We start from the raw sequence: 25,746 nt of genomic DNA on the forward strand, positions 1-25,746 counted from the left end.
TCCTTCAGCAGGCATCCGCGGACAATCCTGCGAACACCTTGCGCTCCGCATACTCGGCCTGTTTGCCGCGGTTCCACATCTGGACCGGGCGGTAGTAGCCCACGACACGGGTGTAGACTTCCGCCGGTTGGCTGCATTGTGGGCAGGCGGGGTGTTCGCCGGAGAGGTAGCCATGGTCCTTGCACACGGAAAAGGTCGGGGTGATGGAGATGTAGGGGAGTTTCGTCAGCGACATGGCCTTGATCAGGAATGCCTTCAGGGAGTCCGGATCAGCCACGGATTCTCCCAGGAAGGTATGGAAGACCGTGCCGCCGGTATAGAGGGTCTGGAGCTGGTTCTGGTGCTCCAGGGCGGTGAAGACGTCCAGCCCGAGATCAACGGGCAGGGCCGTGGAATTGGTGTAATAGGGAACGCCGTTGCCCGAGGCCTTGATGCCGGCGTACAGGGCCTTGTCCAGCTTGGCCAGACGATAACTGACACCTTCCGCCGGAGTGGCTTCCAGGTTGTAGAGATTGCCGGTCTCTTCCTGGAAACGCCGGGTCAGTTCCTGGAGGTGGAACAGGATCTTGCGCATCAGGCGGATGCCGTTCGGGGATTCAATGCCCTTGCCCAGCAGGTTGAGGCAGGCTTCATGGCCGCCGATCAGCCCGATGGTGGAGAAATGGCCCCGAAAGCCGTTCTTGAGGTAGCGCCTGGTGAAGGGGAACATGCCCCGTTCCAGGTTGTCGTTGATCAGCTTGCGCTTGAACTCCAGGCTTTCCCTGGCCAGTTCGGCGTATTCGGTGATCAGATCCAAAAAGTCTTCCTCGTCGTGGGCCAGGAAGGCCAGTTTGGGCAGGTTCAGGGTCACCACGCCGATGGAGCCGGTCAGGTCGCCGGCCCCGAAAAGCCCGCCGACCTTCTTGCGCAGTTCGCGCAAGTCCATTTGCAGCCGGCAGCACATGGAACGCACGTCCTCGGGCTTGAAGTCCGAATTGATGAAGTTCTGGAAGTAGGGGACGCCGTATTTGGCGGTCAATTGCAGCAGCAGTCGCCCGACTTGCGTCTCCCAGGGAAAGTCCTTGGTCACGTTGTACGTGGGGATGGGGAAGGAGAAAATGCGGCCGTGGTAGTCGCCCTGGAGCATGACTTCCAAAAAGGCCCGGTTGATCATTTCCATTTCCTCGGGAAAATCACCGTATGTCAGGTTCTCGTCAAGTTTTCCGCCGATGATCACGGCTTCCGAGGCCAGGTGGCTGGGTGCGACGAGGTCGAAGCTCAGGTTGGTGAACGGGCTCTGTCCTCCCCAGCGGGACGTGGTGTTCAGGTTGAACACGAATTTCTGCACGGCCTGCCGGACCTGGGAATAGTCCAGGTTATCGTGGCGAATGAAGGGCGCCAGGTAGGTGTCCACGTTGTTGAAGGCCTGGGCCCCGGCCCACTCGTTCTGCAGGGTGCCCAGGAAGTTGACCATCTGGCCCATTGCGGAATCAAAATGTCTTGGCGGGCCGGCGGATGAGCGGCCTTCGAGGTTGAATCCTTCCAGAAGCAGGTCGCGCAGACTCCAGCCGGCGCAATACCCGGCCAGGCCGAAGGACAGGTCGTGGATGTGGAAGTAGCCGTGTTCATGGGCCTGACGGACTTCCATGGGATACTTTTCCAGGGCGTATCGGGCCTGGACCGTGCCGGAGAGGTGCAGCATCAGCCCCTGAAAGGAGTGGGACATGTTCGCGTTTTCAGCAACACGCCAGTCTGACTTGTTCACGTAGGCGTCGATGGTTTCCGTGATGTCCAGGAACGCGGCCTTCTGTTCCCGGATCTGGCGGCGTTTCTCCCGATACAGAATATAGCGCTTGGCCACGTCGAACAGCCGCGACTGCATCAGGGCCGCCTCAACCTGGTCCTGGACCTGTTCCTGGTCCGGAACCACAAGACCTGCCTCCAAAAGCCGCTTTTCCACATTGCGGGCCAATCGGTCGGCCAGAAGCGCGTCCTGGATTCCACAGGCTTTCAGCGCCTTGAATATGGCCGCGGCAATTCTGTCCACGGCCCATGTTTCCGTCCGGCCATCACGTTTGCAAATATGGGTCAGCATGTCATCTCCTCTCGAAAACTGTTGCGGGGGGTACTGAAATGTTGCGTTTGCAACACAAATCCTGGAGGTGGAAGGCGTTGCATCGCGTCCAGGTCGTCCTGTGTCAGCTGCGGCACCAGGGTGGTCCGGAACTGAAACGCTCCGGGACGCTTTTGAGCCAAATCAAAAATTTGCGACAGATTGACTTTTGCCTGTGCCGGGGTTGCCCGATTCCCGGTCAGCAGCGGATATTTCGTCCATGGCCCCTTGATGTCCACGGCCACCAGATCGACTGCTTCGGCGGTTAGAGCCCGTTCAATTACAGCAGGATGCATGCCATTGGTATCCAGCTTGATCGGCAAGCCGAGATGCGTTCGAATTTCGGCCAGCCATTCCGGCAGATCCGCGGACAAGGCGGCTTCGCCGCCGGTCACGACCAGTCCGTCAAGCCAGGAAGATCGTTTCTGGAGGAAATCGATGACCTGGGAGCGGGGCAGGCAAGGGGTGTTCCGGATTTCCCAGGCTAGCTGGAAATTATGGCAGGTGGGGCAGCGCAGGTCGCAGCCTCCCAGAAAAAGCACGGCGCTGACGCGACCGGGCCAATCGCACAAACTCATGGGCTCCAGACCGCACAGCCTGGACCAGGGGGAACCGTGTTCCTGCATAGAATCAGCGAGCTGGTCAGCTCAGGTGAATGATCGCTCCCGGCATCCGCGTGCGGGGCGAAAAATGCTCTTCAGGCAGGTCTTCTGACTCATCCCCCCGTTACGGCACGCCTTCCCGGAACACGGTTCCAGTGGCAATCGCAACGCCGGACGGGTTGCATGGGATTTACAGCGGCGGGACCGTCCCGGAATCACACCGGGTTCCCTCTTGGCGCCTCACGGGCGACCTGAAGAAAATGAATACGGAAGCATGTTGCCGGTTTTGCTCTCGCCGTCGTGCAGCAAGAAGCGTTACGGCAGGCTGAACTTGTTAGAAGTAAAGATTCGGGATGTCCATGGCGGAAAAAGTTCAGATCTTGGTCAGGGCGCCTTCATGAGCGAAAAAAACTCGTGTTCGCTCACCGGAACGCTGTTTTGCGGGCAGTTCCTCCAGGGTGTAGTGTTCGTGCGGGGTCAGCGTCATGTTGTAGCCGAAGGTCACCTGCAAGGAAGAAGACCGGGCGAGCTGGTCCGGCCGCAACGCGAAGGCGAACTGGATTCCTTTCCCGGAATCCAAGGGCAGACCGGTAAAAATGGTCAGGTCCTGAGCCAGGACTCGTCCCTGGTCGTCGCTGAGATACACGGCCAGCCAAAGATCCTCGATCCAGTGCAGATCGGAAGGAAGATTCTCCAGAACCGGTTCAGCCTTGCCCACGAGAGTGTATTGTCCTTGGGCGAGTTGCGCGGTGTAGGTGAATTTCCAGAACCGCATCTCCAGCTGCTGCGGGGAGTTTAATATCCACGGCTGTCGCTGAAGATGACCGACACTGGAATAGGAGCATCCCGCCAGCAGGAAGATGCCCATGATGACTGCGAAGCAATATGATCGGCGCATGATTAAACTTTCTCCTCGTCGCGGCCTTAACGAGCCTGATAGGCTTGGCGGGCTTGGTGATGGCCGGTACGGTCAAATTTCATGATTCCCCTCGTGTGACGCGGCACGCGCCTGTTCCGAAAAACGTCCATGCACGGCCAGCCAGATGCAAGGCGGATTGCTGCTGGTGCTCTCCACTCTGTGGCGCAGTCGCGCGGGAAGGAACAGCCAGTCGCCGGCCTGAAGCCGGCGGGTGATCCCGTTTTCAAAGCGGACTTGGGCCTCTCCCTGCAGCAAGGCCACCCATTCGTCCAGTTCCTGATCGTACCAGAACCCATGCGGAGAGGCTTGGCCTCTGGAAACGATTCGCTCGATCCGCAGTTCCCGGCCTTCAGCAAGCAGCTCGAAGACCTCTTCATCGGACTGGGGTTCCGGAATGCTGAAAAGATTTGAAGACATGCGTGGCCAATGGCGGTTGTTGGTCGATTATCGAACTGGATATCATCATCGAACGGCCAGGGCCTGCTGTGAAACCAGCGAACGCAACGAAACAACGTTCACCCGGGCATCCCGTTCCTTTTCCCATATTTTCAGGGCTTCCAGCGTTTCCGGGTAGGGGTGCCCGATGGCAATGGCCTTGCCCGTGGAATGCGCCAGTTGCTCGGCCTTGCGGAGCTGAAAGAGGATCGCCTGAACGTTCGGAATATTGTCCAGAAATATGTGGCGCCGGAGATTCGCCAGGCCGATTTTTCGGGCCTGCTTTTCAACGACGGAGTTGCCCGTGGTCAGGCTGTCCAGAAAGAACAGATTGCGGTGTTGCAGTTCCCGGAGCACGGTGGCCATGCCCAGATCATCGGCGGTGAACCGCGAACCCATGTGGTTGTTCACGCCGATGGCCTGGGGAACCTGCGCAAGGTTGGTTCTCATGATTGAAATGATCTGTTCCTCGGACATGCCCACGAAGAGGGCGCCGGGACCGGGGTCCGCCCGGTGTGGATAATCCAGGGGCTCCATGGGCTGGTGCAGCAGGATGTCCCTGCCCGCGGCAGCGCCGATGCGGGCCACCTCCCTGGTTTCGGAACTGTACGGCAGGATGGCGAAGGTGACCGGGAAGGACAGGGCGGCCAGTTCCCTGGCCTGCTGCACGCTCTCGCCCAGGTCGTCAATGATCACCACCAGGCGCGGGCCAGTTCCTGGCTGGGCGGGCCTTGGCGGCGGCGGAGGCTTGCGGCTGTTCTCCTCCAGAAACAGGGTGTGGGTGGGCAGATTCATCAAGGTGATGCGCCACTCCTGTTTCCGGGCATCCGTGCGCACCAGCTCCAGTTTGGCATTATCCACCCAGGAATCCAGATTCCGGTCGAGAGCCCGCACAAAGACCTGAGCTTCCTGGTTGAGGCTGATGGAAAGGGATTGGGTATGGTACTTCTGGTCGTTTCGGGTTTTCATCTGGATATCCAGATGGCGAACCTCACGGGGATCCAGATTCAGGGCCATGATGGTCTGGACCAGTGCCAGATCGACTTCCTTGATCTGCTGCTCCAGGACTTCGCTGTCGAAAACTTCATAAACCCGGCCCTGGTGTCGCGAAGAAGCAGCGGCCGACGGTTCGGGAGCGATCTTGGCCCGTACCTGGCTGGAACCGGCGGGCGGTGGAGCCAGCTTGGCCACTTCGGGGCCAGGAGCCCGAGGAGCCTGAGAGGCTGATGAAGGAGCTGGAGCGGGGGCCGCGACTGGTGTTGCCCCGGAGGGTCGGCTGACGGGCGTATCTGGAGCGGTGGCCGTCCGGGTTGCCGCCGGCGACGAGGACACGGGGGCCGCCGGTTTCGGCGCAGAAACCATGGTGGGAGCAAGGCTTTCCAAAGGCGACAGGTTTAATGCCCAGACCATGGTTATGGCCGTCAAACCGGTAGCAAAAGCAAGCAGGGCCAACCATATTCTGGAAAAGCCCTTTGTTGAGCGCTTTCTTCCGGACTTGCTCACCTTCTTGGAAGCGGTTTTTTTTCCCTTGGCCGTTCCCCTGCCCGTACCCTTTGCGCCCGCGGCAGTTGAGCGTGAAGGCGATTTTGCATTCTTCTTCGTTGTCTTGCCGGTCATTGCCTAACCACGTATCCGTATGATCTACCGTTTCGTGATCTTCAGTTTCAACCGCGTGAGGGCGTTTGGGAATAGGGCATACTCAGGGGACCCCTGGAACGGATTACCGCAATGCTTTCAACCTCGGCATGGCCTTGACCATTTCCAGGGCCATCCGCAACTGATTGTCCCGTTCCAACATTTCCTGGACCTGGGTTTTCGGAGCATCAAGCTCGTCTTGCTGCTCCCTACCGTTCTCCAGGTGCCGGATCAGGTCGCCTTCGCGCATGATGGACATGCGGGCTTCCTGTTCGTTGTTCTGGGCGATGAAGGGGACGAAAATGTCCGGATCAATGCCCTTGGCCTGGATGGAGCGCCCGCTGGGCGTGTAGTAGACCGCGGTGGTCAGTTTGATCCCGGAACCGTCGGCCAGGGGAATGATGGTCTGGACGGAGCCCTTGCCGAAGGTCTGCTCGCCGAGGATCAATGCCCGACCGTGGTCCTGGAGGGCTCCGGCCACGATCTCCGAAGCGGATGCGGAACCGGCGTTGATCAGAACGACCATGGGCGAATCCGAATCCAGCACGTTCCGGGAAGCTTCAAAATTCATCTCGGACTGCGAAACCTTGCCCTTGGTGTAGACGATCTGTCCTTCGCTCAGAAAGGCGTCCGCCACGGCCACGGCCTGATTCAACAAACCGCCGGGATTGTTGCGCAGATCCAGGATCAGACCGCGATGGGGCGTCTGGCCGGCCTTGACCATGGCGGCGCGCAGGTCGTCCATGGTGGTTTCCTTGAAGCTCGTCAGGCGGATCAGCAGGACATCCTGCTCGAGTTCAAAAAGCTTGACCGTATGCACGGGGATGACGTCCCGGGCAATGGTCACGGTTCTTGAAACCGACTCGCCCTTGGAAAGGATGGTCAGCTCGACGGTGGTTCCGCGAGGACCGCGAATCTGCTTCACCGCGTCCATGATGGTGATGTCCACGGTGGATTGGCCGTTGATTTCCAGGATGTGATCGCCGGCCTTGAGGCCTTCACGGAAAGCGGGGGTGTCCTCAATGGGCGAAACAACGGTCAGCTTGCCGTCGACGATGGAAATTTCTATGCCGATTCCGCTGAATTCGCCGGATGTATCGATCTGCATTTCCCGAAAGGCGTCCTGGGTCATGAAGCTGGAATGGGGATCCAGTTCCTGCAGCATGCCGCGAATGGCGCCTTGGATCATTTCATTGCGGTCCACGTCCTGGACGTAATAACGCTCCACCAGATCCAACACCTGGCTGAAGCGTTTGAGAGGAGAGTATCGGTCCTCGTCCGTGGCCATGCTCTGGCCAAAGGTGACGGCCAGAAAAAAAAGAAGCATCAGGGTGCCAACCCAGTGGACAACCCGCATAATTACCTCCGAGTACATGTAAGTAGGGTATGTTGATTATTGATGAACATTCTGACTTTCAAAAGATCCAATCGGTGACTGGAATTGACGGGATGCCTGGAGACGGCGTCCGTGCATGTCCGGCTGAGCCTGGAAGTTTCGAAACCCGCAGAAGGCGAAGACCCGCGGCAAAAAGCACCGGTATGGATGAGTTGTTGCTGAACATTCATGGTTTCAGCGCCATGATAAGACATGAAGATTATTTGGCAACCAGCCAGTTGTCAGGATTAACGGGATTTTGGTGAAAACGCAATTCAAAATACAGACCCGGCCCGTCCAGCTTGGGATAGTAGCCGGCCTGTCCGAGCTTTTCATCTTTTTCCACTTCCTGACCTACGCTGACCACGGCATTGTTCAGGAAAGCGTAGAGGCTGTAATATTCCTGGCCATGGTAGATGATCACGACGTGACCGTAGCCCCGGAGCAGGTCGCTATGGACCACCTTGCCCCAGGAGATGGCGCGCACGGGATCGTTTTCCCCCATCTGCAGACTCAGCCCGCGGTGGGGAGGTGACGCCTGGGGTTGGAACCCCTGGACGATCCGGCCCTGCCCGGGCCAGGACATTCGGCCTTGCTGATCCGTGAATGTCTTGCTGGTCAGGGTCTGCAATTGGTAATTCAAGTCAGCGATGCTGTGCAAAATCTCCGCGACCTGTTCCTCCGTGGAAATCTTCTGGGCGCGCACTTCCTGGACCCGGCGCAGGAAATCCAGCTTCTGGGTCAGGAGCTGATCCTTGCCCGCATTGATCCGATGGATCTGGGCGTCGATCTCGGCCCTGGACTCCTCCAGCCGCACCTGTCTCAGGGCCAATTCCCGGCCCTGAACCTGGAGGCGCTCGATCCGCTCCTGGACCAGCCCGTAGATTCGGGACAACCAGTGAAACTGGCGATCCGCCTCGTCCCACGTCGTCAAATCCTGGAGTTTTGATTCAATTCCCCGCAGATGCACCGGCCAGAGCAGAGTGAGCAGGTTGCGTAACTCTTCTCCGGTTTGGGCCCTGTCCTGATCCAGATCCCGGTACTCGCGCTGAATGCGCTCTTCTTGCTGACGCAACCGGACAAGTTCCGTTTCCAGGGTCTGGATTTCATCCGTGGTATTTCTGATTTGGAGTTCCACGTCCTGCAGATTGCCGAACAATTTCCGCTCCTGCTCCGTGAGTCCCTGGAGAATCTTCTCATGAGCCCGGGCATGGCGCTGCTTCTCTGCAATCGATTGCGCAATGCCCTCGGAATTCGCGGGGGAGGCGTGAACCCGCGGGCCCAGGCAGAGTCCTGCAAGAACGGCAAGAAGAACAAGCAAAAAGATCACCGGCGTGATCGGGCTCGACCGGCATCCATGTTTCCGGCTGCCGGATGAAAGTTTCCCGGATGGTTCGATTTTCATTGCGCTCGGAGGCATCAGGAGGCGCTCATGGGAGATGTGCCGCCAAGGGGCAGGTTGAACATTTGGGGTCCCGCTTGCGACACCATTCCTTGCCAACCCGGACGAGCAGAGCGTGGTATTCATTGTACTTGGCCGTATCAGGCTGAACATGACGCATGAACATCGCCTGCAACTCGTCGTAGCAGACCTCCTCGGGAACCAGGCCATGGCGGTTGCAGATCCTCGCCGTATAGGCATCGACCACAAAAACCGGACGCTTCAGGGCGTACAGCAGAATGCTGTCCGCGGTTTCCGGACCGATTCCCCGAACGGACAGCAGTTTTTCCCGCAGGCGGGATGTTTCCTGGACATCGAATGCGCTGAAATCAAATGCGTCTTCGACACTCAGAAAATTCAGGAAATCCCTGACCTTCCTGGTTTTCTGCCGAAAAAAGCCCGATGGCCGGATACAGGTTTCCAGCAGCGAGTCCGGAGCCAGATGAAGTCGTTCCGGATCCAGCAAGTCCTGGGCACGCAGGTTGGCGATGGCTTTTTGGACATTGGTCCAGTTCGTGTTCTGGGTTAAAATGGCTCCCAAAGCCATTTCAAATGGACCATGGGCCGGCCACCACCCGCTCGGCCCAAGCATGGCGAGCATGGCTTCAAACATGTCGCTGAACAGCTGATCGGATGGAACGGCCATTATGAGACGGTGCCATGCAAGAGGATGCCGGCTTCTCCGGAAAGGTTGGGCATAGCCTCAAGCGTATCCTGCGCAAAGGACATTTGGAAGAGAAACGGATTTATGATTGAATTGTACATGGATAGCAGGTAGGTTTCTTGCATGAATAACGGCCGATGATGTTCCGCATGGAATATCCGCTGTCCGGGTTGTCCGCGCCGGTCACGAACTTGAAGGATATAATGGATATGAGGACAAGGCTAGTGTTCGGAGGCGCTCGATCCTCTCAAACTGATCATTTCCATGGTTTGGAACCTGGCTGAGAATGCGAAATCCAGCGTAAGCCGCCGCAGGATTCCGGCAATAATCGAGGCATCCCGTCATGAGGGTTCTTTTGGCGGAGACATGCTTCTCCATGAACCATACTTCAACAAGGAGCAAGGCAATGAAAGAACGTTTTGGATTGGTCACTCTGAAGGGACAGCCCGTAACCCTTTTGGGCAACAGCCTCAAGGAAGGCGATAGCGCACCGGATTTTCATGTCACGGACAATGACTTCAAGCCGTTCAGCTTTGCTTCCCTGGAAGATAAAATTTTCATCATCACCTCGGTCCCCTCCCTGGATACTCCCACCTGCGATCTGGAGGCCCGGCGATTCAATCAGGAAGCCGCTGCCTTGGGCGAGAACATCCGGATACTGGTCGTCAGCATGGACCTGCCTTTTGCCCAGAAGCGCTGGTGCGCCGCGGCCGGCGTGTCCAATCTGCTTACCTTGTCCGATCACCAGCAGGCTTCCTTCGGTACGGAATACGGAGTGCTGATCAAGGAACTGCGTCTCCTGGCCCGATCCGTGTTTATCGTCGATCGTCAGAAGATCATCCGCTATATTGAACTGGTCAAGGAAGTCGGACAGGAGCCGAATTACGATCTGGCCCTGGATGTCGCCAGAAAACTGGTCTGAGGTGCCGGAAGCCAGGCGCCGGAAGCCGGATGTCGTTCGCGACATCCGGCAACAGAGACGCTGCAGACACCAAACCATAAGCACGGCTGGGACGCTGGATTCATTCGGGCGGCTAAGTGCTCAACAACTCCCGGCGACTGAGCAATACGAAAACACCTGGCCCCCGGCCTGCGCCGGGGTGACCGAAGAACGTGTCAACGTGGCATTCCATCCCGTCATACCGGCGCAGGCCGGTATCCTGGCAGCACGGAACTTGGATGTCAGCCTGCCCGCTCTTATTGAGCTGCGTAACAATTCGGCACATCTCGCAACAAGCCGGAAAGCAACTGAGTAGTTACTGAGCAGTTACGGGCGCGGGTCTGCGGAAATATTCCAGCAGCTTGCGCGGATACTTGCACAGCAGGCGGGGCATGGATGTGTGGATGCCGTTTTCCCGACAAGCGCGGACAATTTCCCGGTTCAGGATCCAGTTGCTTTTGAAGTTGCGTGAGCTGACGCCTCCGGCCCGCATGTGGACCAGCACTCCGGGGATGCGGGCGTAGGTCAGTTCGTGGCGGGCCAGAAAGCGGACCAGGAGTTCGTAATCCGCGGCAATCCGGTAGTCCGTACGGTACAGACCGAATGTTTCATAATGCCTGCGCAGGGTGAAGAAGGTGGGATGGGGTGGCATCCAGCCGCGAGCAAACCGGTCCGGGTGAAAATCTGCCGAATCGTAATAGCGGATCACCTTTTCGGGATTGCCTCGGTCCACCACCAGCAAATCCGCGAAAACGGCATCCGCGCCGGTTGCCTGGAATGACCGGACCACCTCCGCGATGACGTCGGGATGGGGATAGAAGTCGTCGGCATTGAGCGTGCCGATGATCTCCCCGGACGCCATGCGGATGCCCTTGTTCATGGCGTCGTAGATGCCCTTGTCCGGTTCGCGGATGGACTTGGCGATCCAATCCCCGTGCGCCTTGACGATTTCCGGCGTCTGATCCCGGGAACCCCCGTCCACGATAATATGCTCGATGTTGGGATATTGCTGCGCGCGGATGCTGCGAATGGCGGCGTCGAGATGGTCTTCGCCGTTCAGCACCGCCGTGACGATGCTGACCAGGGGATAAGCCGTCCGCAACCGGGCCGGACTGGTTTCCGGATGGGAATCAGGATCGCGGTCAGCCGTGTTCATTCGTCCTCCGCCTGCTTGATGGCGAGGCTTTTCTTTTTCCCGACATACCGGTTTCCTCCCCGCCAGGCAGCCATGGCATAAATATCCAGAGTCTTTCGGGCAGCCGCGGTCCAGGAAAAGCGGCTCAGGTTCGATATGCCTTTGACGGCCAGCTGTGTTCTGAGTTCTTCGTCCGAGAGGATATGCGCCAGGGTCGCGGCCATGTCCAGAACCTGTTCCGGATCGAAATATACGGCGCTTTCCCCGGCTATTTCCGGCAATGCGCCGCGCTGGGAGCACGCCACGGGCGTTCCCAGGGCCTGGGCTTCCAGAACCGGCAACCCAAATCCTTCGTACAACGATGGGAAGACGAACAGTTCCGCCTTTTCCATGAGGCGCATCACGCGGTCGCGGGGCAGGAAGCCGGTGACCCGCACCCGGTCCGCCAGGCCCCAGCGCGCGATGGCCGCGTCCGCGGCCCCGTCCTGGGGCAGGTGACCGGCCAGGACGAGATTGTGCGGAAAGGACGGGGCAATGCGGGCAAAGGCCTCGATCAGGCGCGGAATGTTTTTGTGGGGTGACTGGCTGGCAAAGGCCAGGATATATGGTCCGGCCAGTTCCTCGGGCGGATCCGGCAAGTGGGACTCGGATGCGGATTCAGACTGTTCGGACAAATACTCGTCAGACAGATCCGATGCAAGATGGACAACATGGATCCGGTCCAGGGGCAGACCCAGGTGGGCGTTGATTTCATTGCGGGAAAATTCGGAAATCGTGATCACCGCCCGGGAGGCGTAGGCGCCGCGGCGGACCAGAAGCGACAGAATCATGCGTTTCCAAAGCGGCATGCTCCGGCCGTGGCCCTTGGTGTTCATGTCGTGGATCGTGACCACGCTGGGGCAGGAGTTGAAGATCGGCGTTACATATCCCAGGGAGTGCATCAGGTCCAGGCTGTGTTCACGGGCCAGGGCCGGCAGCCTGGTCTGCTCGAAGACCAGCCGTTGCAGGCGGTTCGTGGCCCGGACCGGGCAAACCACCCGCTGCATGGCCGGGATGTCCGGCAGGGGCCACAAGGAGCTCTCCTGGTTCACGAAGACGATGTATTCCAGCTGATCGTCCACATCGGCCAGCCCCCGCAGCAAGCCCGCGGCGTAGGTTTCCGTGCCGCCGACGATGCCGGGCAGGAGATAGAGCAGGTTCAGACCGATGCGCATGGGGCCGCGAGTCATCCCCGAATCAAGAGAGAGCGTTTTCATCCGTGGCGTGCATCCATTGCTTGCGGATCATGGATTGATGAAATTGAGACGCCCGCATCGTCTTCCTTCGACCCGAGCAGGGTCCGGAAAATAATGTTCGCGGTGCGGTCCCAGTCAAAGGTCTCGCGCACGGCATGGATCTGCGCGTCGGTGATTCGCTGGTTTGCGGCGAGGATGGGCAGCAGGCGGTTCACCCAAGATTCTGCCTGGAAATCTTCCATAACAGTGGCGCCGTAGGTTCCGAACTGCGTCAGGGAGCTGTTGGCCTGGACCAGGACCGGGGTTCCCTGGGACAGGGCTTCGATGACCGGCAGGCCGAAGCCTTCCAGCAGCGAGGGGAAGACCAGGGCCGCGGCCTGGCGGTAGAGGGCCGGCAGATCCCGGGCCGGGACATTTCCCAGGATGACGATGTCCCGGGCAAAAGGGTGAGCGGTGATCAAACGCCGCAGATGATCGTCGTGCCAAGACTCGCCCCCGGTCAGAACCAGCTTGCACCGTTCCGGGCTGCCATGGCCGCTGGTCTTGAGCATTTCGCGCGCCAGGGCGAAGACCTGGAGCAGGAACGGAATGTTTTTCTTGGGTTCCAGGCTGCCGACATGGAGCAGGTATTGTCCGGGCAGGGGAATGCCGTTGATTTCCGTCTGATGTTGAGCAGGACGGGTGAAGCCGGCGGATAGACCGCAGGGAGCGAGGGTGATGCGTTCTCGGGGGATGGAGAATTCCCGGGCCGCATCCCGGGCCGTATGGTCGGAGATGGCGAAAACATGCGTGGCCCGGGCCAGCACCTTGGGCAGGGCGCGCATGCCCAGCCGGCCGCGCCAGGACAGGAGGGAGCGGTCGTGCCATGCGCCCAGATCCAGCAGGATCACGGCGTATTCCCGGTGCATGAGCCCGCGGGGCACGAAGGTGTTGGTGAACAGGAAGCAGTCCCCGGTCCGGGCTTCCAGTCCGGCCAGGCAGGGCCGCCAGAGCAGGTCCCGGAGCAGGGCATGGATCTTGCGCCGCATGCCGATTCGGCCATGGGTGCGGAAGGGATTGGTCAAGGGCAGCACCTGCAGGGGGGCGGCCAGGCGCATCAGGCGGTGGCAGATCTCCCAGGCGTAAACGGCTGAGCCGGCGCCTGTCTGGACGGTCAGGCTGAGGTCCACGAACAGACGCTTCATGGTGCGCCGGAACCCGGATTCGATGTGCTTTCCATGAAGGTTCCGCAGACATGCCGGTAGCACTGCACGGTCTTGTCGATACAGCCGGGCCAGGTGAATTTCGCGGCCTGCCGTGGGCCTCGTTCCGCCGCCAAGCGGCGGAAATCCTCATCCGTCAATAATTGACGCAGTCCCTGCAAAATTTCCTCCTCGTCCTCGGGATTCACCAGCAGGGCGGCATTTCCGGCCACTTCCGGAAGGCTGGCACGATCAGAGGTCAGCACTGGAACCCCGCAGGCCATGGCTTCCAGAACCGGCAATCCGAAGCCTTCGTAGAACGACGGCAGGGCCAGCCCGGCGGCCCCGGCAAAAAGGGCAGGCAGGCGGGATTCCGGTACATATCCCAGCCGACGCGCCGAACCGGCCTGCTCCAGCGGCTGGATGAGGCTTTCCAGGGATTGTGTCAACCATCCTCCGGTTCCGGCCAGAATCAGGGGAAAAGCTGTCTTGAGTTTTGCCGGAAGGCGGGAATAGGCCGTGGCAAGGCGGGCGAGGTTCTTGCGTGGTTCCTGGGTGGCCACGCACAGCAGGTAAGCCCCGTGGGTCAGTCCCAACTCCCGCAGGACGTCCCTGGTTTGGTCCGGCGTCCTGGGATGGAATTCGGGATCCACGCCCAGATGGGTCACGCTGACCCTGGTTTCCGCAACGCCCAGGATCTGGATGATCTCCCCGCGGACGAACTCGGTGTCCGTAAGAATATGCGCCGCCCGACGCAGGGTTTTCGGTAGTTCCCTATCCAGCAGCGCCAGACGTTCCCGGGGATGATATTCCGGGTAATGGATGAAGGACAGGTCGTGGATGGTGGCGATGGCGGGGCCGTCATGGGGAGTCAGCAGGTAGTTGGGGCCGTGGAGGAGACTGGTTGCGGCATTGCGGGTTCTGAGCCGGAAAGCGGCCTTCTTGACGCCGAAGCTGATTCGGTCCTGCATGGTCCGCCACGGCAGAATTCCCCGGATTCGCTGCAGACAGCCAGGCTGGGAATGGGTTGCGGCCGCCGGACCGGAGGCGAAAGGCCGGCAGGGATCGGCTATCCAGTTCCGGCCGGCAAAGAAGCGCACGGAACCAAGTTCAGGGTGGGACGGCAGTCCGCGGGCCAGTTCCAGAACGTAGCGCCCAATTCCCGTCAATGCGGCGTCCCGCAACGCATCAGTCAGGAGAATGACGTTCATATGAAGGGTAATGAGTCAGGTGATGATGTGGGCATGGGCAGGGTATTGCTTGTTCTCGGGCTTCATCCGTCAAATCGAAATCGCAATCGCAATCGCAATCGAAAAAATTCGGTGATTTTTTCTCATCGTTCTGCCGCCATTGTCCTTGATATGCGCTCATGACGCTCGATTGCGATTTCGATTTCGATTGGAAAGTGTATCGCTTCAAGAGGGAATTTGCATCATCCTGAACGAGGGTTGATCAAGAACAAAATTGCCCTTGGAGAACAGGGTCCCAGGTGGACAAGCTGAAAATTTGACCATAAAGAACAGCTTCACGCAAGAGCGGCAAAAACGATGGTTTGACGGACGCGTTGAAGATGGTACACAAGGTGGACATGTCGAAAATACAAAAAAAAGCGCTCATCCTTGGCATTTCCGGGCAGGATGGGGCGTATCTGACAAAGTTTCTGCTGGATCGAGGCTACAAGGTCTTCGGCACCTCACGGGACGTGTCGATGTCCTCCTTCAACAATCTGACGCGATTGGGAGTCAAGGATCAGGTGACCCTGTACTCCGTGGCCGTGAACGACTTTCGGAGCGTTTTGCAGGCCATCATCCGTTCCGAACCGGACGAAATCTATAATCTTGCCGGTCAGAGTTCCGTGGGGCTTTCTTTCGAACAGCCCATGGAAACCTTTGAAAGCATCAGCGTCGGCGTGATCAATCTGCTGGAGGCGATCCGCTTTTTTGATCGTCCTGTTCGCCTGTACAACGCCGGTTCCAGCGAGTGCTTCGGCAATGCCGACGGCCAGGCCGCCAACGAGGAAACGCCCTTTCGGCCCCGCAGTCCCTATGCCGTGGCCAAGTCCGCGGCGTTCTGGGAAGTGGCCAACTATCGTGAGGCTTACGGCCTGTACGCCTGTTCCGGAATCCTGTTCAACCACGAATCGCCCCTGCGGCCGGAGCGATTCGTGACCCAGAAAATCGTTGCCACTGCCTGTCGCATCGCCCGGGCCGGAAAAGGCGAACTTTCTTTGGGCAACATCGACGTGCAACGCGACTGGGGCTGGGCCCCGGAATATATCGAGGCCATGTGGCTGATGTTGCAGCAGGACAAGGCCGACGATTTCGTCATCGCCACCGGCCAAACCTTCAAGCTGGAAGACTTCGTGCGCATGGTCTTCGAACACCTTGGTCTGGACTGGACCAAACATGTGCGCACCAATCCGGAATTCCTGCGGCCCACGGACATCATGATCAGCCGGGCCGATCCGTCCAAGGCGGAGCGGGAGCTGGGCTGGAAAGCGCAATACGCCATGCCGGACGTGGCCCGGATGATGGTCCAAGCCCGGCTGGAAGCAATGGGCGCGCCCGCATAATGATCAGCTCCGAGCACGTCCGTATGCTGAACGAGAACCTCTGACCGATCCCAACTCATATGTCCGACATTAAAGTGGCGGGAATATCCGCCGATGACCTGGATTCCAGGATTGACGCCCTGCTTGAGGAGTATGGCCGAAACCAGGATGATCCGATGATCAAGGCGCTGCAAAACGACATCGCCATGCGCACCTATCATGTCGAGGGCCTGGTCAACGAGGCCTCCCAGTCCTTTCCGGCCAGAACGTCCCTGCCTGCCAGGATGAACCGGTTCCCCCTGAAGCATTTCGGTTTTCTGCACCGCTTCATCCTGCGTCTCTATGAAGTCCTTTTCCGGGAGCAGCGCGGGGTCAATCTGGCCCTGATCAAGGCTCTGCGTGAAACCATGGCCGTCAATCGCCAGCTCAATGAACAGGTCGTCGCGGGTCAACAAAAACTCGCCGCGGCCTTGCGGGAAACGCGCGTCCAGGGCTCAGCACGCCAGGAGGCTCTGGAAAAGCAGATCCGGGAGCAGGAAGGGCTCCTGCGGGAACTGCGGCAGCGCATTACGGAGGCCGGGAAATGAGCCCCCGCGGCCTGCCGATGAGAGTGCGCATTGCATTTTCTTCGCGTCCACCCCTGGCTGCCGGTTGCTGATTCCCGTGCAGATCGACCCATCAAGCCGAAAAATTGCCGTGGTCACTCCCTGGTTCGGCAGGGATCTCAAGGGCGGCGCGGAGCAGCAGGCTTGGCAGACGGCCACGCGCCTGGCGGCCCGGGGCCATACGGTGGAGGTGCTGACCACCTGCGGGCGATCCTTTCACGATAACTGGGCTGAAAACCATTATCCGGCCGGCGAAACCCGGGAAGCGGGGTTGGTGGTGCGGCGGTTCGCCTTGCGGCGGAGCACGTTTCACGACTTCAACGCCCTGAACGGGCATCTGCTGCGCCTGGACCGGAACATGCTCAAGCCCGGCGTCAGCCCGGTTCCCGGCAACGCCGCCGCGGCATTCGCCGCGGACAACATCAATTCCCCAGCCTTGCTGGCCCATCTGCGCGCTCATGGCGCCGACTACCACGCCATCGTTTTTCTGCCCTATCTGTACGGGCCGATCCTGAACGGTCTGCCGCTTGTGGCGGAGCGGGCCTATCTTATGCCCTGTCTGCACGACGAGGCCTACGCCTACCTGCCCTGCGTGGAAGCCGTTTTCCGGCAGGCGCGGGGCATCCTGTACCTGTCCGCCGGAGAGCAGGCCCTGGCCGAGCGGTTGTATGGGCCCGGAATCATGGCCAAGGGCGTGCTGGCGGGAGCCGGGGTGGAGCTGGTCTCCAAACACGAGGGAACTCCGCCACGTATTTTGGAAGACGTGGGGGACAATTTTGTTCTCTGTCTCGGACGCCGGGACATGCACAAGAATACGGAATTCCTGGTTCAGGCCCATCATGCGTTCCGGGCTCGCTTTCCCGCATCCTCCCTGAAGCTGGTTCTGGCCGGTCCCGGCGAGCAGAACTACGATGAACGCGAGCACGGCGTGGTGGATCTCGGTCTGGTGACCGAGGAGGACAAGGCTTTTCTGCTTGGCCGCTGTCGGGCCTTGTTTCATCCCAGCAGGAACGAAAGCTATTCCCGGGTGATCATGGAGGCATGGTTCAGCGAACGTCCCGTGGCCGCCCACGCCGATTGTCTGGCCACGGCCACTGTGGTGCGCCATAGCGGCGGCGGATGGTTGGCGGAAAGCATCGACCAGTGGGCTTCGCTGTTTGCACGGGTGGACCAGGCCTCGGACGAGGAGCTGTCCGCACTCGGGAAGCTGGGGCAGGCTCATGCCCGGGAACATGCATCATGGGAACGGGTGGTGGACCGGTACGAAGCGGCCCTGGGACTGCGCCCGGAGGAGGGTAAGGGAATCCATGCTCCAGCCGGCAAACCAGCCGGCCTTTCCGAGAAAGGCCGGGGCAGGGCCGTGCATCAGATCGTGGCCGGTTTTCGTCTTGGGGACGCGATTTCCAATTATGCGCAAGCCATCCGGCACCAGTTGCTGGCCCAGGGATTCGCCTCGGAGATCTACCTGCCCGGACAGCATCTCGATCCCGCCGCCCGTCACCTGGCCCATCCCTTTCACAACGGCTGCATCAAGCCTGACGACGGACTGATCTACCACCATTCCATCGGTTCGGACCTGACCTCCTTCGCCGCCGATCATAATGGGCCGAAGTGCTTGATCTATCACAATATCACGCCAGCCCATTTTTTTGCTCCCTACAGCGATTTCCGGACCGATCTCCTGACCAGGGGTCGGGAAGAGCTTGGCGGGCTTGCGGCCCGATTTGCGCTCAGTGTCGGGGATTCCGCGTACAACGCCCAAGAGTTGGATGAAGCCGGCTTCCGTGAGCCGGGCGTGCTGCCGTTGATCGTGGACCCGACCCACTGGAACAGCTCGCCGGACCCGACCCTGATGGCCCGGCTGCAGGACGGCCGCACCAACCTGCTCTTTGTGGGCCGGGTGGCGCCGAACAAGCGCCAGGATCAACTGATCCGGGCTTTTGCCGCCTACCGGGCCCTTGATCCGCATGCCCGCCTGGTCCTGGCCGGCGGCTATGATCTGGCCGATCCCTACTACGTCAGTCTGTCCTGGATGGTGGACAAGTTCGGCCTGGGGGATAGTGTTCTTTTTCTGGGCAGCATTACGGATGCCGAAGTCCATTCCTGCTACCGGACCGCCCATTTGTTCTGGTCCATGAGCGAGCATGAAGGATTCGGGGTCCCGCTGATCGAGGCCATGTGGTTCGACATCCCGGTGCTGGCCTACAGCAGTTCCGCGGTTCCTGAGACCATGGGCGATGCCGGCGCGCTGTTCAACCGGGCGGAGGACTTTCCCCGGCTGGCCGCCTTGGCCCGCGTGCTGGTCACGGATGCCGATATCCGGAGTGCGGTTCTTGCATCCCAGAAGCAGCGCCGCGAGGATTTCGTCGCCGCCCGATTCGCCGAGAGATTTGAGATATTGTTGAAGCGAATGGAGCTTTGTTAGAGGGCATCCTTTGGCTTGCGCTCCTGATAAACTCGAAAAAAGTAATTGCTCAAAAAGTTGCGAAATCAAAGGGATAAGTCACGGGAGCGCCGCACCCCAGTGCGGCAGCGGTGTAACGCCCCAGGACCAACATTCAGCTGGAGCTTAGCCCGGATAGCTGGATTCACGATCCCGAGCAGGGGGCGAACCCTGACATAGGGAACCCTCATCGCCCGTTTTTTTGAGCATTTACTAAATTAATAGGTAACTGCACAAAAAGGTAGGGCGGTGAGGGTTGCCGTGAAGGAGTGTCTTTGGGATGGAGTTTCGTGATTCAGCTACAGGGGCCATGCTCCAGTCGATACTTTTCCTGAGTGCGTTACACCGCTGCCGCACTGGGGTGCGGCGCTCCCTGGATTTAACCGTTGATTAGCACAGGTTTTTGAGCAGTTACAAGAATAGACGAAAACAAAAGATCGGGTTGAAATATGACGGAAATTTCGGTTGTGGTGCCCATGTACAACGAGGAAGGCAATGTGGTCGAGTTGTACAACGAGATCAAGGACATCTGCGAAGCCAATGGCTACGTCTACGAGATCATTCTGGTGGACGACGGGTCCACTGATACGACACTGCAGCGGGCCATGGAATGTTCGCCGGTGAAGATCATCCGCTTTCGCCGGAACTTCGGCCAGACCGCGGCTTTTGACGCCGGCATCAAGGAGGCCAGGTACCGATACATCGTGACCATGGACGGCGATCGCCAGAACGACCCCCGGGATATCCCCAGAATGATCGAATACCTGGAACGCAACGACTATGACGTGGTTTCAGGATGGCGTAAAAAACGCAAGGATAATTTTTCCAAGCGATTCTTTTCCAACGGCGCCAAGTTGCTGCGGGATGTGCTGGTCAAGGATCGGATTCACGACAGCGGATGCGCGTTGAAGGTCTATCGCCGGGAATGTTTCGAGAATATCAACCTGTTCGGTGAAATGCACAGGTTCATTCCGGCCCTGCTGCAGATCAAGGGCTTCACCGTGGGCGAGGTGGAGGTCAACCATCGTCCCCGATTGGCCGGGGTATCCAAGTACAACTGGAAACGCGCCCTGAAGGGCTTCGTGGACATGGTTTCGGTCTGGTTCTGGAACAAGTACGCTGTTCGGCCGCTGCACCTCCTGGGAGGCGCCGGAATGGTCCTCCTGAGCGTGGGCGTGGTTTTTTCCCTGTACACCTTTACTCTGTTCCTGCGCGGCCAGAACATGTCCAACACGGTCTGGCCGCTGTTGTCCACCTTCGCAGTGGTGACCGGAGTCCAGCTCTTTGTCAGCGGACTGCTCGCGGACATGCTTTCCAAGTTCTATTACGAAAAATCCAAGGACAAGTCCTACATAATCCGGGATGTCATTGATCGTTGACAAGGTGGTGATCGCGATTTGCGTTCATTTGAAACGATTATCCAGTGCATGCGTAACTGCTCAAAAACTTGCGGCAATCAAAGATGATAAATCCTGGGAGCGCCGCACCCCAGTGCGGCCAGCGGTGTAACGCACTCAGTACCAAATTCCGGCTGGAGCGTGGCCCAGTAGCTGATTATGAAGCTCCACGAAGGGTGGGCTCCCCTTGCACGCGAAACCTCATCGCCCAACCTTTTTGAGCAGTTACGTGCATGCCCTAAGTCGAAATCGCAATCGAATCGAAATCGTAATCGAACGAAAAACCGAATAGGCCTTGAATCTATTGTAATGCCGAGTACGATTTCGATACCCGAACCCGATACCGATTTCGATTGCGGTTCTGACAAGTATGATTCTGTAATTATATGAGATATCCGAGCAGATGCGAAATGCCTCATCAACTGCTCGGGTGACTGGGAGCGAATGATATGATCAGAGAAGAGTTCGTGGCGTTGTTTGCCCCGGATGCTGTTTTGCCGGCACTGGGGCTGGCGGTGTTGCTGCTGTTCGCGCTTTCCGCCATGGGAGCGGGCAGCGTGTCCGTGCTGACGGCATTTGCCGGTCGGAAGAAAACCAAGGTCTTTGCGGACAAGCTGGCCAAGCAGATGGCCGAATTCGGCGTGATCGTGCTGGGGTTGTGTCTGATTCTGGTTTCCGTTCGCTGGGGGCTGTGGGCCTTTGCCGACTGGCGGGTTTCCACAGCCTGGCAGCAATTCTACCATCTGTTTTTCGACATTCCCGGGCACCTGGCCTTTGTGGCCACCCTGATGTCCATTATTTTTACCCGGACCTGGAAACAGAAAAAAAAGAGTTCCTCGGTGCATTACGTCCTGGGTGCGCTTTCCAGCCTGGTCTGGCTGGCCACCCTGATGCTCTTCGTCGTGGGATGGCTGGAAATGCGGGCCGAAGGGCCAATGCAAAAAATGGATCTTCATGCTCTTCCGGCACTTCTGCAGGAGCCGCTGCCCTGGCTGATCTGGGCGCAGGGAGTTTTTCTGATGATGGCCGTGGCCGGCGGGATGGGAATGGTGTACCTGGTGATCCGCAGGAACAGGGAAGATTACGGCCGGGATTATTATGCCTGGGCCGCTCGTTCCTGTGCGGGCCGGGCGCTCAGTTCCGGCATTGTCCAGGTCATCTGGGGCGTGGTTCTCTATTTCGCGGTGACCCTGCCGTGGGCGGACATGGCCCTCCAAGATGTCGGCACATGGCCCGACTTGGCGGTTCAGGCCCTGCCCGCGTCACCGGCCTTCGTGCCCATGCTGATGTTCCTGGGCCTGTGCCTGTTGGCCTGGATCAGTCTGATCCCGCTGATCAAAAGCCAGACTCCGCTCCGTCTGAAGGGATTGATGTTCGTGCACCTCCTGTTCATGGTCGCCGGACTGACATTCCTGGCCATGGCCTACGAGCGAATGTTCGGCATGTGAACCACGGAAAACAAAAGGGTTTTGGGGTATTTGAGTATTGAAAAAGTCCTTATCCAACAGTCCGTTCAAAAAATCTCAAGTGCAAGGAGCAAAAAAAAAAGTTCAATGTCAAAGGGTGTTTATTCATGCGTGAATTTGAACTTTTGCAACTACTCAGCTCATCCGAGAAAAATCGGACTGGATACCGGCCTTCACCGGTATGACTGAACTTGGTAAGGACTGGTGATAATGTCATTCCGGCGAAAGCCGGAATCAAGCTCTGGCGAGTGACCACAGAGTATGTGCTGAATAGGTGCGAACTTTTTGCAGCGACGCAGCAATTGGAAGTTTTTCAACGGACTGTTATGACCCCGAGGCTCTGCCCTGTCGGGACGTGGCCATGGTGTAGATTTCATGGGGGTCGAGAATCAGGACCACGCTGCCGTCGCCCATGATGGTGGCGCCGGAAATTCCTTCGATGTCCCCGAGATAGGTTCCCAAGGGTTTGATGACCACTTCCTGACGTTCCAGAAGTCGATCCACCACCAGCCCAAGGCGGCGGTCGTTGTCCGTGATCACGACCACGGGCAGAAGTTCACGGTGGTTGTTGTTTTTGGGCAGACCCAGCAGGTCCGTCAGCTCCACGATGCCCAGCACTTCATCCCGCAGGGTGACGGCCTTGCGGCCGCTGACATCGGTCAGCACGGATGTTTCGATCTTGGTGGTTTCGGAAACCGCGTCCAGGGGAATGGCATAGGTTGCATCGGCCACGGTGACCATCAAGGCGTCGATGATGGCCAGGGTCAAGGGCAGAACCAGGGTCATTTTCGAACCCTTGCCCAGTTCCGAGGTCACATTCACCGTGCCCTTGAGATTCTTGATGTTCGTCCGGACAACATCCATGCCCACGCCACGTCCGGAGATGTCCGTGATCTGTTCCGCCGACGAAAAGCCCGGCGCGAAAATCAGTTCCACCGCTTCCCGATCATCCAGCCTGGTCGCCTCCTCCTCGCTCATCAGGCCTTTCTTGACGGCCACCTTGCGCATCTTCGCCGGATCAATGCCCCGGCCGTCGTCCTCGACCTCGATGGCCACGGAGTTCCCCTTGTGGTAGGCTCGCAACCAGACCCTTCCGGTGGGCGGTTTGGCGGCCGCAAGGCGTTCCTCCCTGCCCTCGAGTCCGTGGTCCATGGAGTTGCGGATCAGGTGCACCAAAGGGTCGCCGATGACCTCGACGATGCTTTTGTCCAGCTCTGTTTCCTCCCCTTCGGTGATCAACTCCACATCCTTGCCGCTTTTGCGGCTCAGGTCCCTGACCAGCCGGGGAAACCTGGAAAAGACCGCGCTGACCGCGACCATCCGGACCTGCATGATGGTGTCCTGAAGGTCGTCCGAGATTCTGGCCATGGCGTAAGTGGATTCGGTCAACTGCTGGGCCACCTGTTCCACCTGGTCCGGATTCTCCTCAAGGGACTTGGAAAGCATGGAGAATCGGTTGCGGTTGATGATCAGTTCGCCAATCAGGTTCATCAGATGGTCCAGCCGTTCATGGTCCACCCGAATGGTCGTGGAGGTCTTGGCCTTGGCGGCCGCCGCGGGTTGGGACGTTCCCGTGTCCTGTGACCCGTTCTCAGTTTCCGTACCGGTGGCGGAGGAGGGTGGGCAGGGAGATGCGACAGGCTGGTCAGCTGTCTGAGGGGTAGTGGGGTGTTCAACCGGGGAGGCCTGGTCCTGGGGTTCTTGCGGAAGCTTTGCAAGGGATTGCTCAGACGGGGCCGAACTTGCCTTTTCTGTTGCCTCGGGCTGAACAGCTTCTTGCGGAAAGAGAGGGCTGGAATCGGCAGGCGCTGGTTGTGCCTCCGGTTCGGGCGAAGGACGTGCATTGCGGTGCAAAACCGCTTCGACCATGTCCGCGATGATCTCCTGTTCCTGGTTCAGCAGATCCAGAAACATGTCAAACCCCATGTCCGCGTTGCGGGCCTGATCCACCAGTTTGGCGGTGCGTTCCGCATAAACATGAAGTTCGTCAAAGCCCATGTAGTTGGCGGAGTTCTGCAGCGTCAGCAGGGAGCGGTACAGGCCGTCCACGGTGTCTCGCTGAGTGCTGTCCCGGGCCAGCATGCTCAGGGCCAGGCGCATGTTGTCCAGCTGTTGACGAGCCGTGCTGGTAAAGATTTCCAGGTCCTCGGAATCGACCCCGTCCGGATTGTCCATCACTGCGCATTGGGGTGCTTGATCCGGTACGCGGTGTTCCGGCTGGTCCGGGTTGCCGGACGACACGGTTTCGGCAGACGAATCCGAAGCCGGAGCCGAAGCCGGAACCGAAGCCGGGTCCGATGTCTCAAGACGGGCTTGCTTCGCCGAGGCTTCGCCAAGTCGGACTTGCTGCAGTTTGGCGATCATCGGCTGGGCGTCCATGCGCGTGACGGTCATGGTCTGGGCATCGACCCTGGCCACCAGACTGTCCACCTGATCCGTGGCGGTCAGCAACAAGTCGATCAAGTCACGCCCCAGAGAGATTTCCCCTTTTCGCACCATGCCCAGCAGGCTTTCTGCCTCGTGGGCCAGGGCATTGAGTTCCGTAAATCCCAACAAGCCGCTGTTGCCCTTGAGGTTGTGCATGTAGCGGAAGATGTCGTTGATCAGCTCGTCCTTTCCGCTCGGAGAACGCTCCAACTCCAGCAGGGAACTATTCAGGTTGGTGACAATCTCATGGGCTTCTTCCAGGAAATCCGCCAAGTGCTCGGCACTGACCGCGTTCAAGGGATACTGGTCGGAAGCCGACGGCGTCGGCGTGGTGGGTGCCGCGACCTGCGAGGTCGGTTGTTGAGGCGTTGATATGGGAGGCTGAACAGAGGCAGGCGAGTGGGAGCCGCCGTCCATGACTTCATTGATTCGATCCTTGATGCCCTGGGTGTTCAGGTTGCCTTCCTGCCCGCTTGTCTCCAGGTTGTCGATCATGGTCCGCAAGGCGTCGGTGGTCGCCAGAATAATGTCCATGATGTCCGGATTGACCAGAAGTTTGCCCTTGCGCAGTTCATCCAGGATGTTCTCGGCCTTGTGAGCCAGGTCGTTGATCTGGGGCAGCCCAAGGAAGCCGGAAGCGCCTTTGAGGGAGTGCATCGGTCGGAAAATGGCGTCCAGGAGGCCGATGTCCCGCGGCTGCTTCTCCAGGAGCAGCAGGTTCGGCTCGATGGTTTCCAGGTGCTCCTTGGCCTCGATGATGAAGTCGGTGAAAATTTCAGGATCAGAGAACTCTTGGCTCATGCGCGCACCTCTTGGAGCGGATGGGGAAAAAGGATCAGCCGAGCAGCATCTTCACGTTGCGGACCAGTTTTTCGGGCTGAGCCGGCTTGACCATGTAGACGTTGGCTCCCAGGCCGATACCTTTCTGGATGTCTGCTTCTTGACCCTCGGTGGAGAGAACGATGATCGGGATGTCCCGAAAATTCTCCTGCTCGCGGACGTTCTTGATGAAGGTAAAGCCGTCCATGCGGGGCATGTTGATGTCGCTGATGATTAAATCGAGATCGGTTGCGGAAAAGAGTTTTTCCAGGCCGTCCATGCCGTCTTCGGCCATGGTCACTCGAAAACCTTCCCGTTTCATGATGAAGGCAACCAGATTGCGTACTGTCTTGGAGTCGTCGACGATGAGAATGTGCTTCACAA

At 58.9% G+C, this 25,746-nt stretch carries 21 protein-coding genes and 1 riboswitch; of the genes, 7 read left to right on the top strand and 14 right to left on the bottom strand.

Annotated elements, in window-relative coordinates; genetic code table 11:
* Positions 1–4: 4 nt before the first annotated feature.
* The 5 genes from ACYQ15_RS21270 to ACYQ15_RS21290 form a co-directional block, all read right to left on the bottom strand.
* Positions 5–2,074 carry a ribonucleoside triphosphate reductase gene (locus ACYQ15_RS21270; RefSeq protein WP_459939469.1) on the bottom strand — a complete coding sequence of 690 codons (2,070 nt, stop codon included), beginning with the start codon at positions 2,072–2,074 and terminating at the stop codon, positions 5–7.
* Positions 2,068–2,718, bottom strand: a complete 651-nt coding sequence (locus ACYQ15_RS21275; protein WP_459939470.1) for an anaerobic ribonucleoside-triphosphate reductase activating protein — start codon at positions 2,716–2,718, stop codon at positions 2,068–2,070. Before ACYQ15_RS21275 ends, ACYQ15_RS21270 begins: the two co-directional genes overlap by 7 nt.
* A gap of 57 nt (positions 2,719–2,775) precedes the next feature.
* A riboswitch (cobalamin riboswitch) is annotated at positions 2,776–2,964 on the bottom strand.
* A 103-nt stretch (positions 2,965–3,067) separates the two neighbouring features.
* The gene (locus ACYQ15_RS21280; RefSeq protein ID WP_459939471.1) at positions 3,068–3,592 is read right to left on the bottom strand and encodes a hypothetical protein; all 525 of its coding nucleotides are present in this window, start codon (positions 3,590–3,592) and stop codon (positions 3,068–3,070) included.
* Positions 3,593–3,664: 72 nt separating this feature from the next.
* Positions 3,665–4,030, bottom strand: coding sequence for a cupin domain-containing protein (locus ACYQ15_RS21285; RefSeq protein ID WP_459939472.1), 366 nt, complete (start codon positions 4,028–4,030; stop codon positions 3,665–3,667).
* A gap of 45 nt (positions 4,031–4,075) precedes the next feature.
* The gene (locus ACYQ15_RS21290; protein ID WP_459939473.1) at positions 4,076–5,239 is read right to left on the bottom strand and encodes a divergent polysaccharide deacetylase family protein; all 1,164 of its coding nucleotides are present in this window, start codon (positions 5,237–5,239) and stop codon (positions 4,076–4,078) included.
* 106 nt (positions 5,240–5,345) lie between these two features.
* Here ACYQ15_RS21290 and ACYQ15_RS21295 point away from each other — a divergent pair, with 106 nt between their 5' ends.
* Entirely contained in the window at positions 5,346–5,672 is a 327-nt protein-coding gene (locus ACYQ15_RS21295) for a hypothetical protein (protein WP_459939474.1), read from the top strand.
* Positions 5,673–5,768: 96 nt separating this feature from the next.
* Here ACYQ15_RS21295 and ACYQ15_RS21300 read toward each other — a convergent pair whose 3' ends face one another.
* The 3 genes from ACYQ15_RS21300 to ACYQ15_RS21310 form a co-directional block, all read right to left on the bottom strand.
* Positions 5,769–7,040 (bottom strand): S41 family peptidase, encoded by a 1,272-nt coding sequence (locus ACYQ15_RS21300; RefSeq protein WP_459939475.1) that lies wholly within the window; start codon positions 7,038–7,040, stop codon positions 5,769–5,771.
* 238 nt (positions 7,041–7,278) lie between these two features.
* Complete coding sequence (locus ACYQ15_RS21305) at positions 7,279–8,463, bottom strand: murein hydrolase activator EnvC family protein (protein WP_459939476.1); 1,185 nt, start codon at positions 8,461–8,463, stop codon at positions 7,279–7,281.
* Between the two features lie 25 nt (positions 8,464–8,488).
* Positions 8,489–9,145 (bottom strand): endonuclease III domain-containing protein, encoded by a 657-nt coding sequence (locus ACYQ15_RS21310; RefSeq protein WP_459939477.1) that lies wholly within the window; start codon positions 9,143–9,145, stop codon positions 8,489–8,491.
* Positions 9,146–9,569: 424 nt separating this feature from the next.
* On the opposite strand from ACYQ15_RS21310, the gene tpx reads away from it, so the two are divergent.
* Positions 9,570–10,085 (top strand): thiol peroxidase, encoded by a 516-nt coding sequence (gene tpx, locus ACYQ15_RS21315; RefSeq protein ID WP_459939478.1) that lies wholly within the window; start codon positions 9,570–9,572, stop codon positions 10,083–10,085.
* Positions 10,086–10,419: 334 nt separating this feature from the next.
* On the opposite strand, the gene ACYQ15_RS21320 is transcribed toward tpx, so the two are convergent.
* From ACYQ15_RS21320 to ACYQ15_RS21335, 4 genes are read right to left on the bottom strand one after another with little or no spacing between them, the layout of a single operon-like run.
* Entirely contained in the window at positions 10,420–11,259 is an 840-nt protein-coding gene (locus ACYQ15_RS21320; RefSeq protein ID WP_459939479.1) for a glycosyltransferase family 2 protein, read from the bottom strand.
* Positions 11,256–12,494 (bottom strand): glycosyltransferase family 4 protein, encoded by a 1,239-nt coding sequence (locus ACYQ15_RS21325; RefSeq protein WP_459939480.1) that lies wholly within the window; start codon positions 12,492–12,494, stop codon positions 11,256–11,258. The genes ACYQ15_RS21320 and ACYQ15_RS21325 overlap by 4 nt, the downstream gene beginning before the upstream one ends.
* Complete coding sequence (locus tag ACYQ15_RS21330) at positions 12,491–13,657, bottom strand: glycosyltransferase family 4 protein (RefSeq protein WP_459939481.1); 1,167 nt, start codon at positions 13,655–13,657, stop codon at positions 12,491–12,493. The genes ACYQ15_RS21325 and ACYQ15_RS21330 overlap by 4 nt, the downstream gene beginning before the upstream one ends.
* The gene (locus ACYQ15_RS21335; RefSeq protein ID WP_459939482.1) at positions 13,654–14,865 is read right to left on the bottom strand and encodes a glycosyltransferase family 4 protein; all 1,212 of its coding nucleotides are present in this window, start codon (positions 14,863–14,865) and stop codon (positions 13,654–13,656) included. Before ACYQ15_RS21335 ends, ACYQ15_RS21330 begins: the two co-directional genes overlap by 4 nt.
* 377 nt (positions 14,866–15,242) lie before the next feature.
* Here ACYQ15_RS21335 and ACYQ15_RS21340 point away from each other — a divergent pair, with 377 nt between their 5' ends.
* The 5 genes from ACYQ15_RS21340 to ACYQ15_RS21360 all read left to right on the top strand — a co-directional run bounded on the left by ACYQ15_RS21340 (position 15,243) and on the right by ACYQ15_RS21360 (position 22,098).
* On the top strand, positions 15,243–16,226 hold the full coding sequence (locus ACYQ15_RS21340) for a GDP-mannose 4,6-dehydratase (protein ID WP_459939483.1): 984 nt from the start codon (positions 15,243–15,245) through the stop codon (positions 16,224–16,226).
* Positions 16,227–16,285: 59 nt separating this feature from the next.
* Positions 16,286–16,792 (top strand): hypothetical protein, encoded by a 507-nt coding sequence (locus ACYQ15_RS21345; protein ID WP_459939484.1) that lies wholly within the window; start codon positions 16,286–16,288, stop codon positions 16,790–16,792.
* Positions 16,793–16,868: 76 nt separating this feature from the next.
* Positions 16,869–19,235, top strand: a complete 2,367-nt coding sequence (locus tag ACYQ15_RS21350; protein ID WP_459939485.1) for a glycosyltransferase family 4 protein — start codon at positions 16,869–16,871, stop codon at positions 19,233–19,235.
* A 467-nt stretch (positions 19,236–19,702) separates the two neighbouring features.
* The gene (locus ACYQ15_RS21355; RefSeq protein WP_459939486.1) at positions 19,703–20,632 is read left to right on the top strand and encodes a glycosyltransferase family 2 protein; all 930 of its coding nucleotides are present in this window, start codon (positions 19,703–19,705) and stop codon (positions 20,630–20,632) included.
* 467 nt (positions 20,633–21,099) lie between these two features.
* Entirely contained in the window at positions 21,100–22,098 is a 999-nt protein-coding gene (locus ACYQ15_RS21360; RefSeq protein WP_459939487.1) for a hypothetical protein, read from the top strand.
* Positions 22,099–22,440: 342 nt separating this feature from the next.
* On the opposite strand, the gene ACYQ15_RS21365 is transcribed toward ACYQ15_RS21360, so the two are convergent.
* The gene (locus tag ACYQ15_RS21365) at positions 22,441–25,344 is read right to left on the bottom strand and encodes a chemotaxis protein CheA (protein ID WP_459939488.1); all 2,904 of its coding nucleotides are present in this window, start codon (positions 25,342–25,344) and stop codon (positions 22,441–22,443) included.
* A 34-nt stretch (positions 25,345–25,378) separates the two neighbouring features.
* Positions 25,379–25,744, bottom strand: a complete 366-nt coding sequence (locus ACYQ15_RS21370; RefSeq protein ID WP_459939489.1) for a response regulator — start codon at positions 25,742–25,744, stop codon at positions 25,379–25,381.
* Positions 25,745–25,746: the final 2 nt, after the last annotated feature.

The sequence above is a fragment of the Desulfonatronum parangueonense genome, assembly GCF_054656975.1.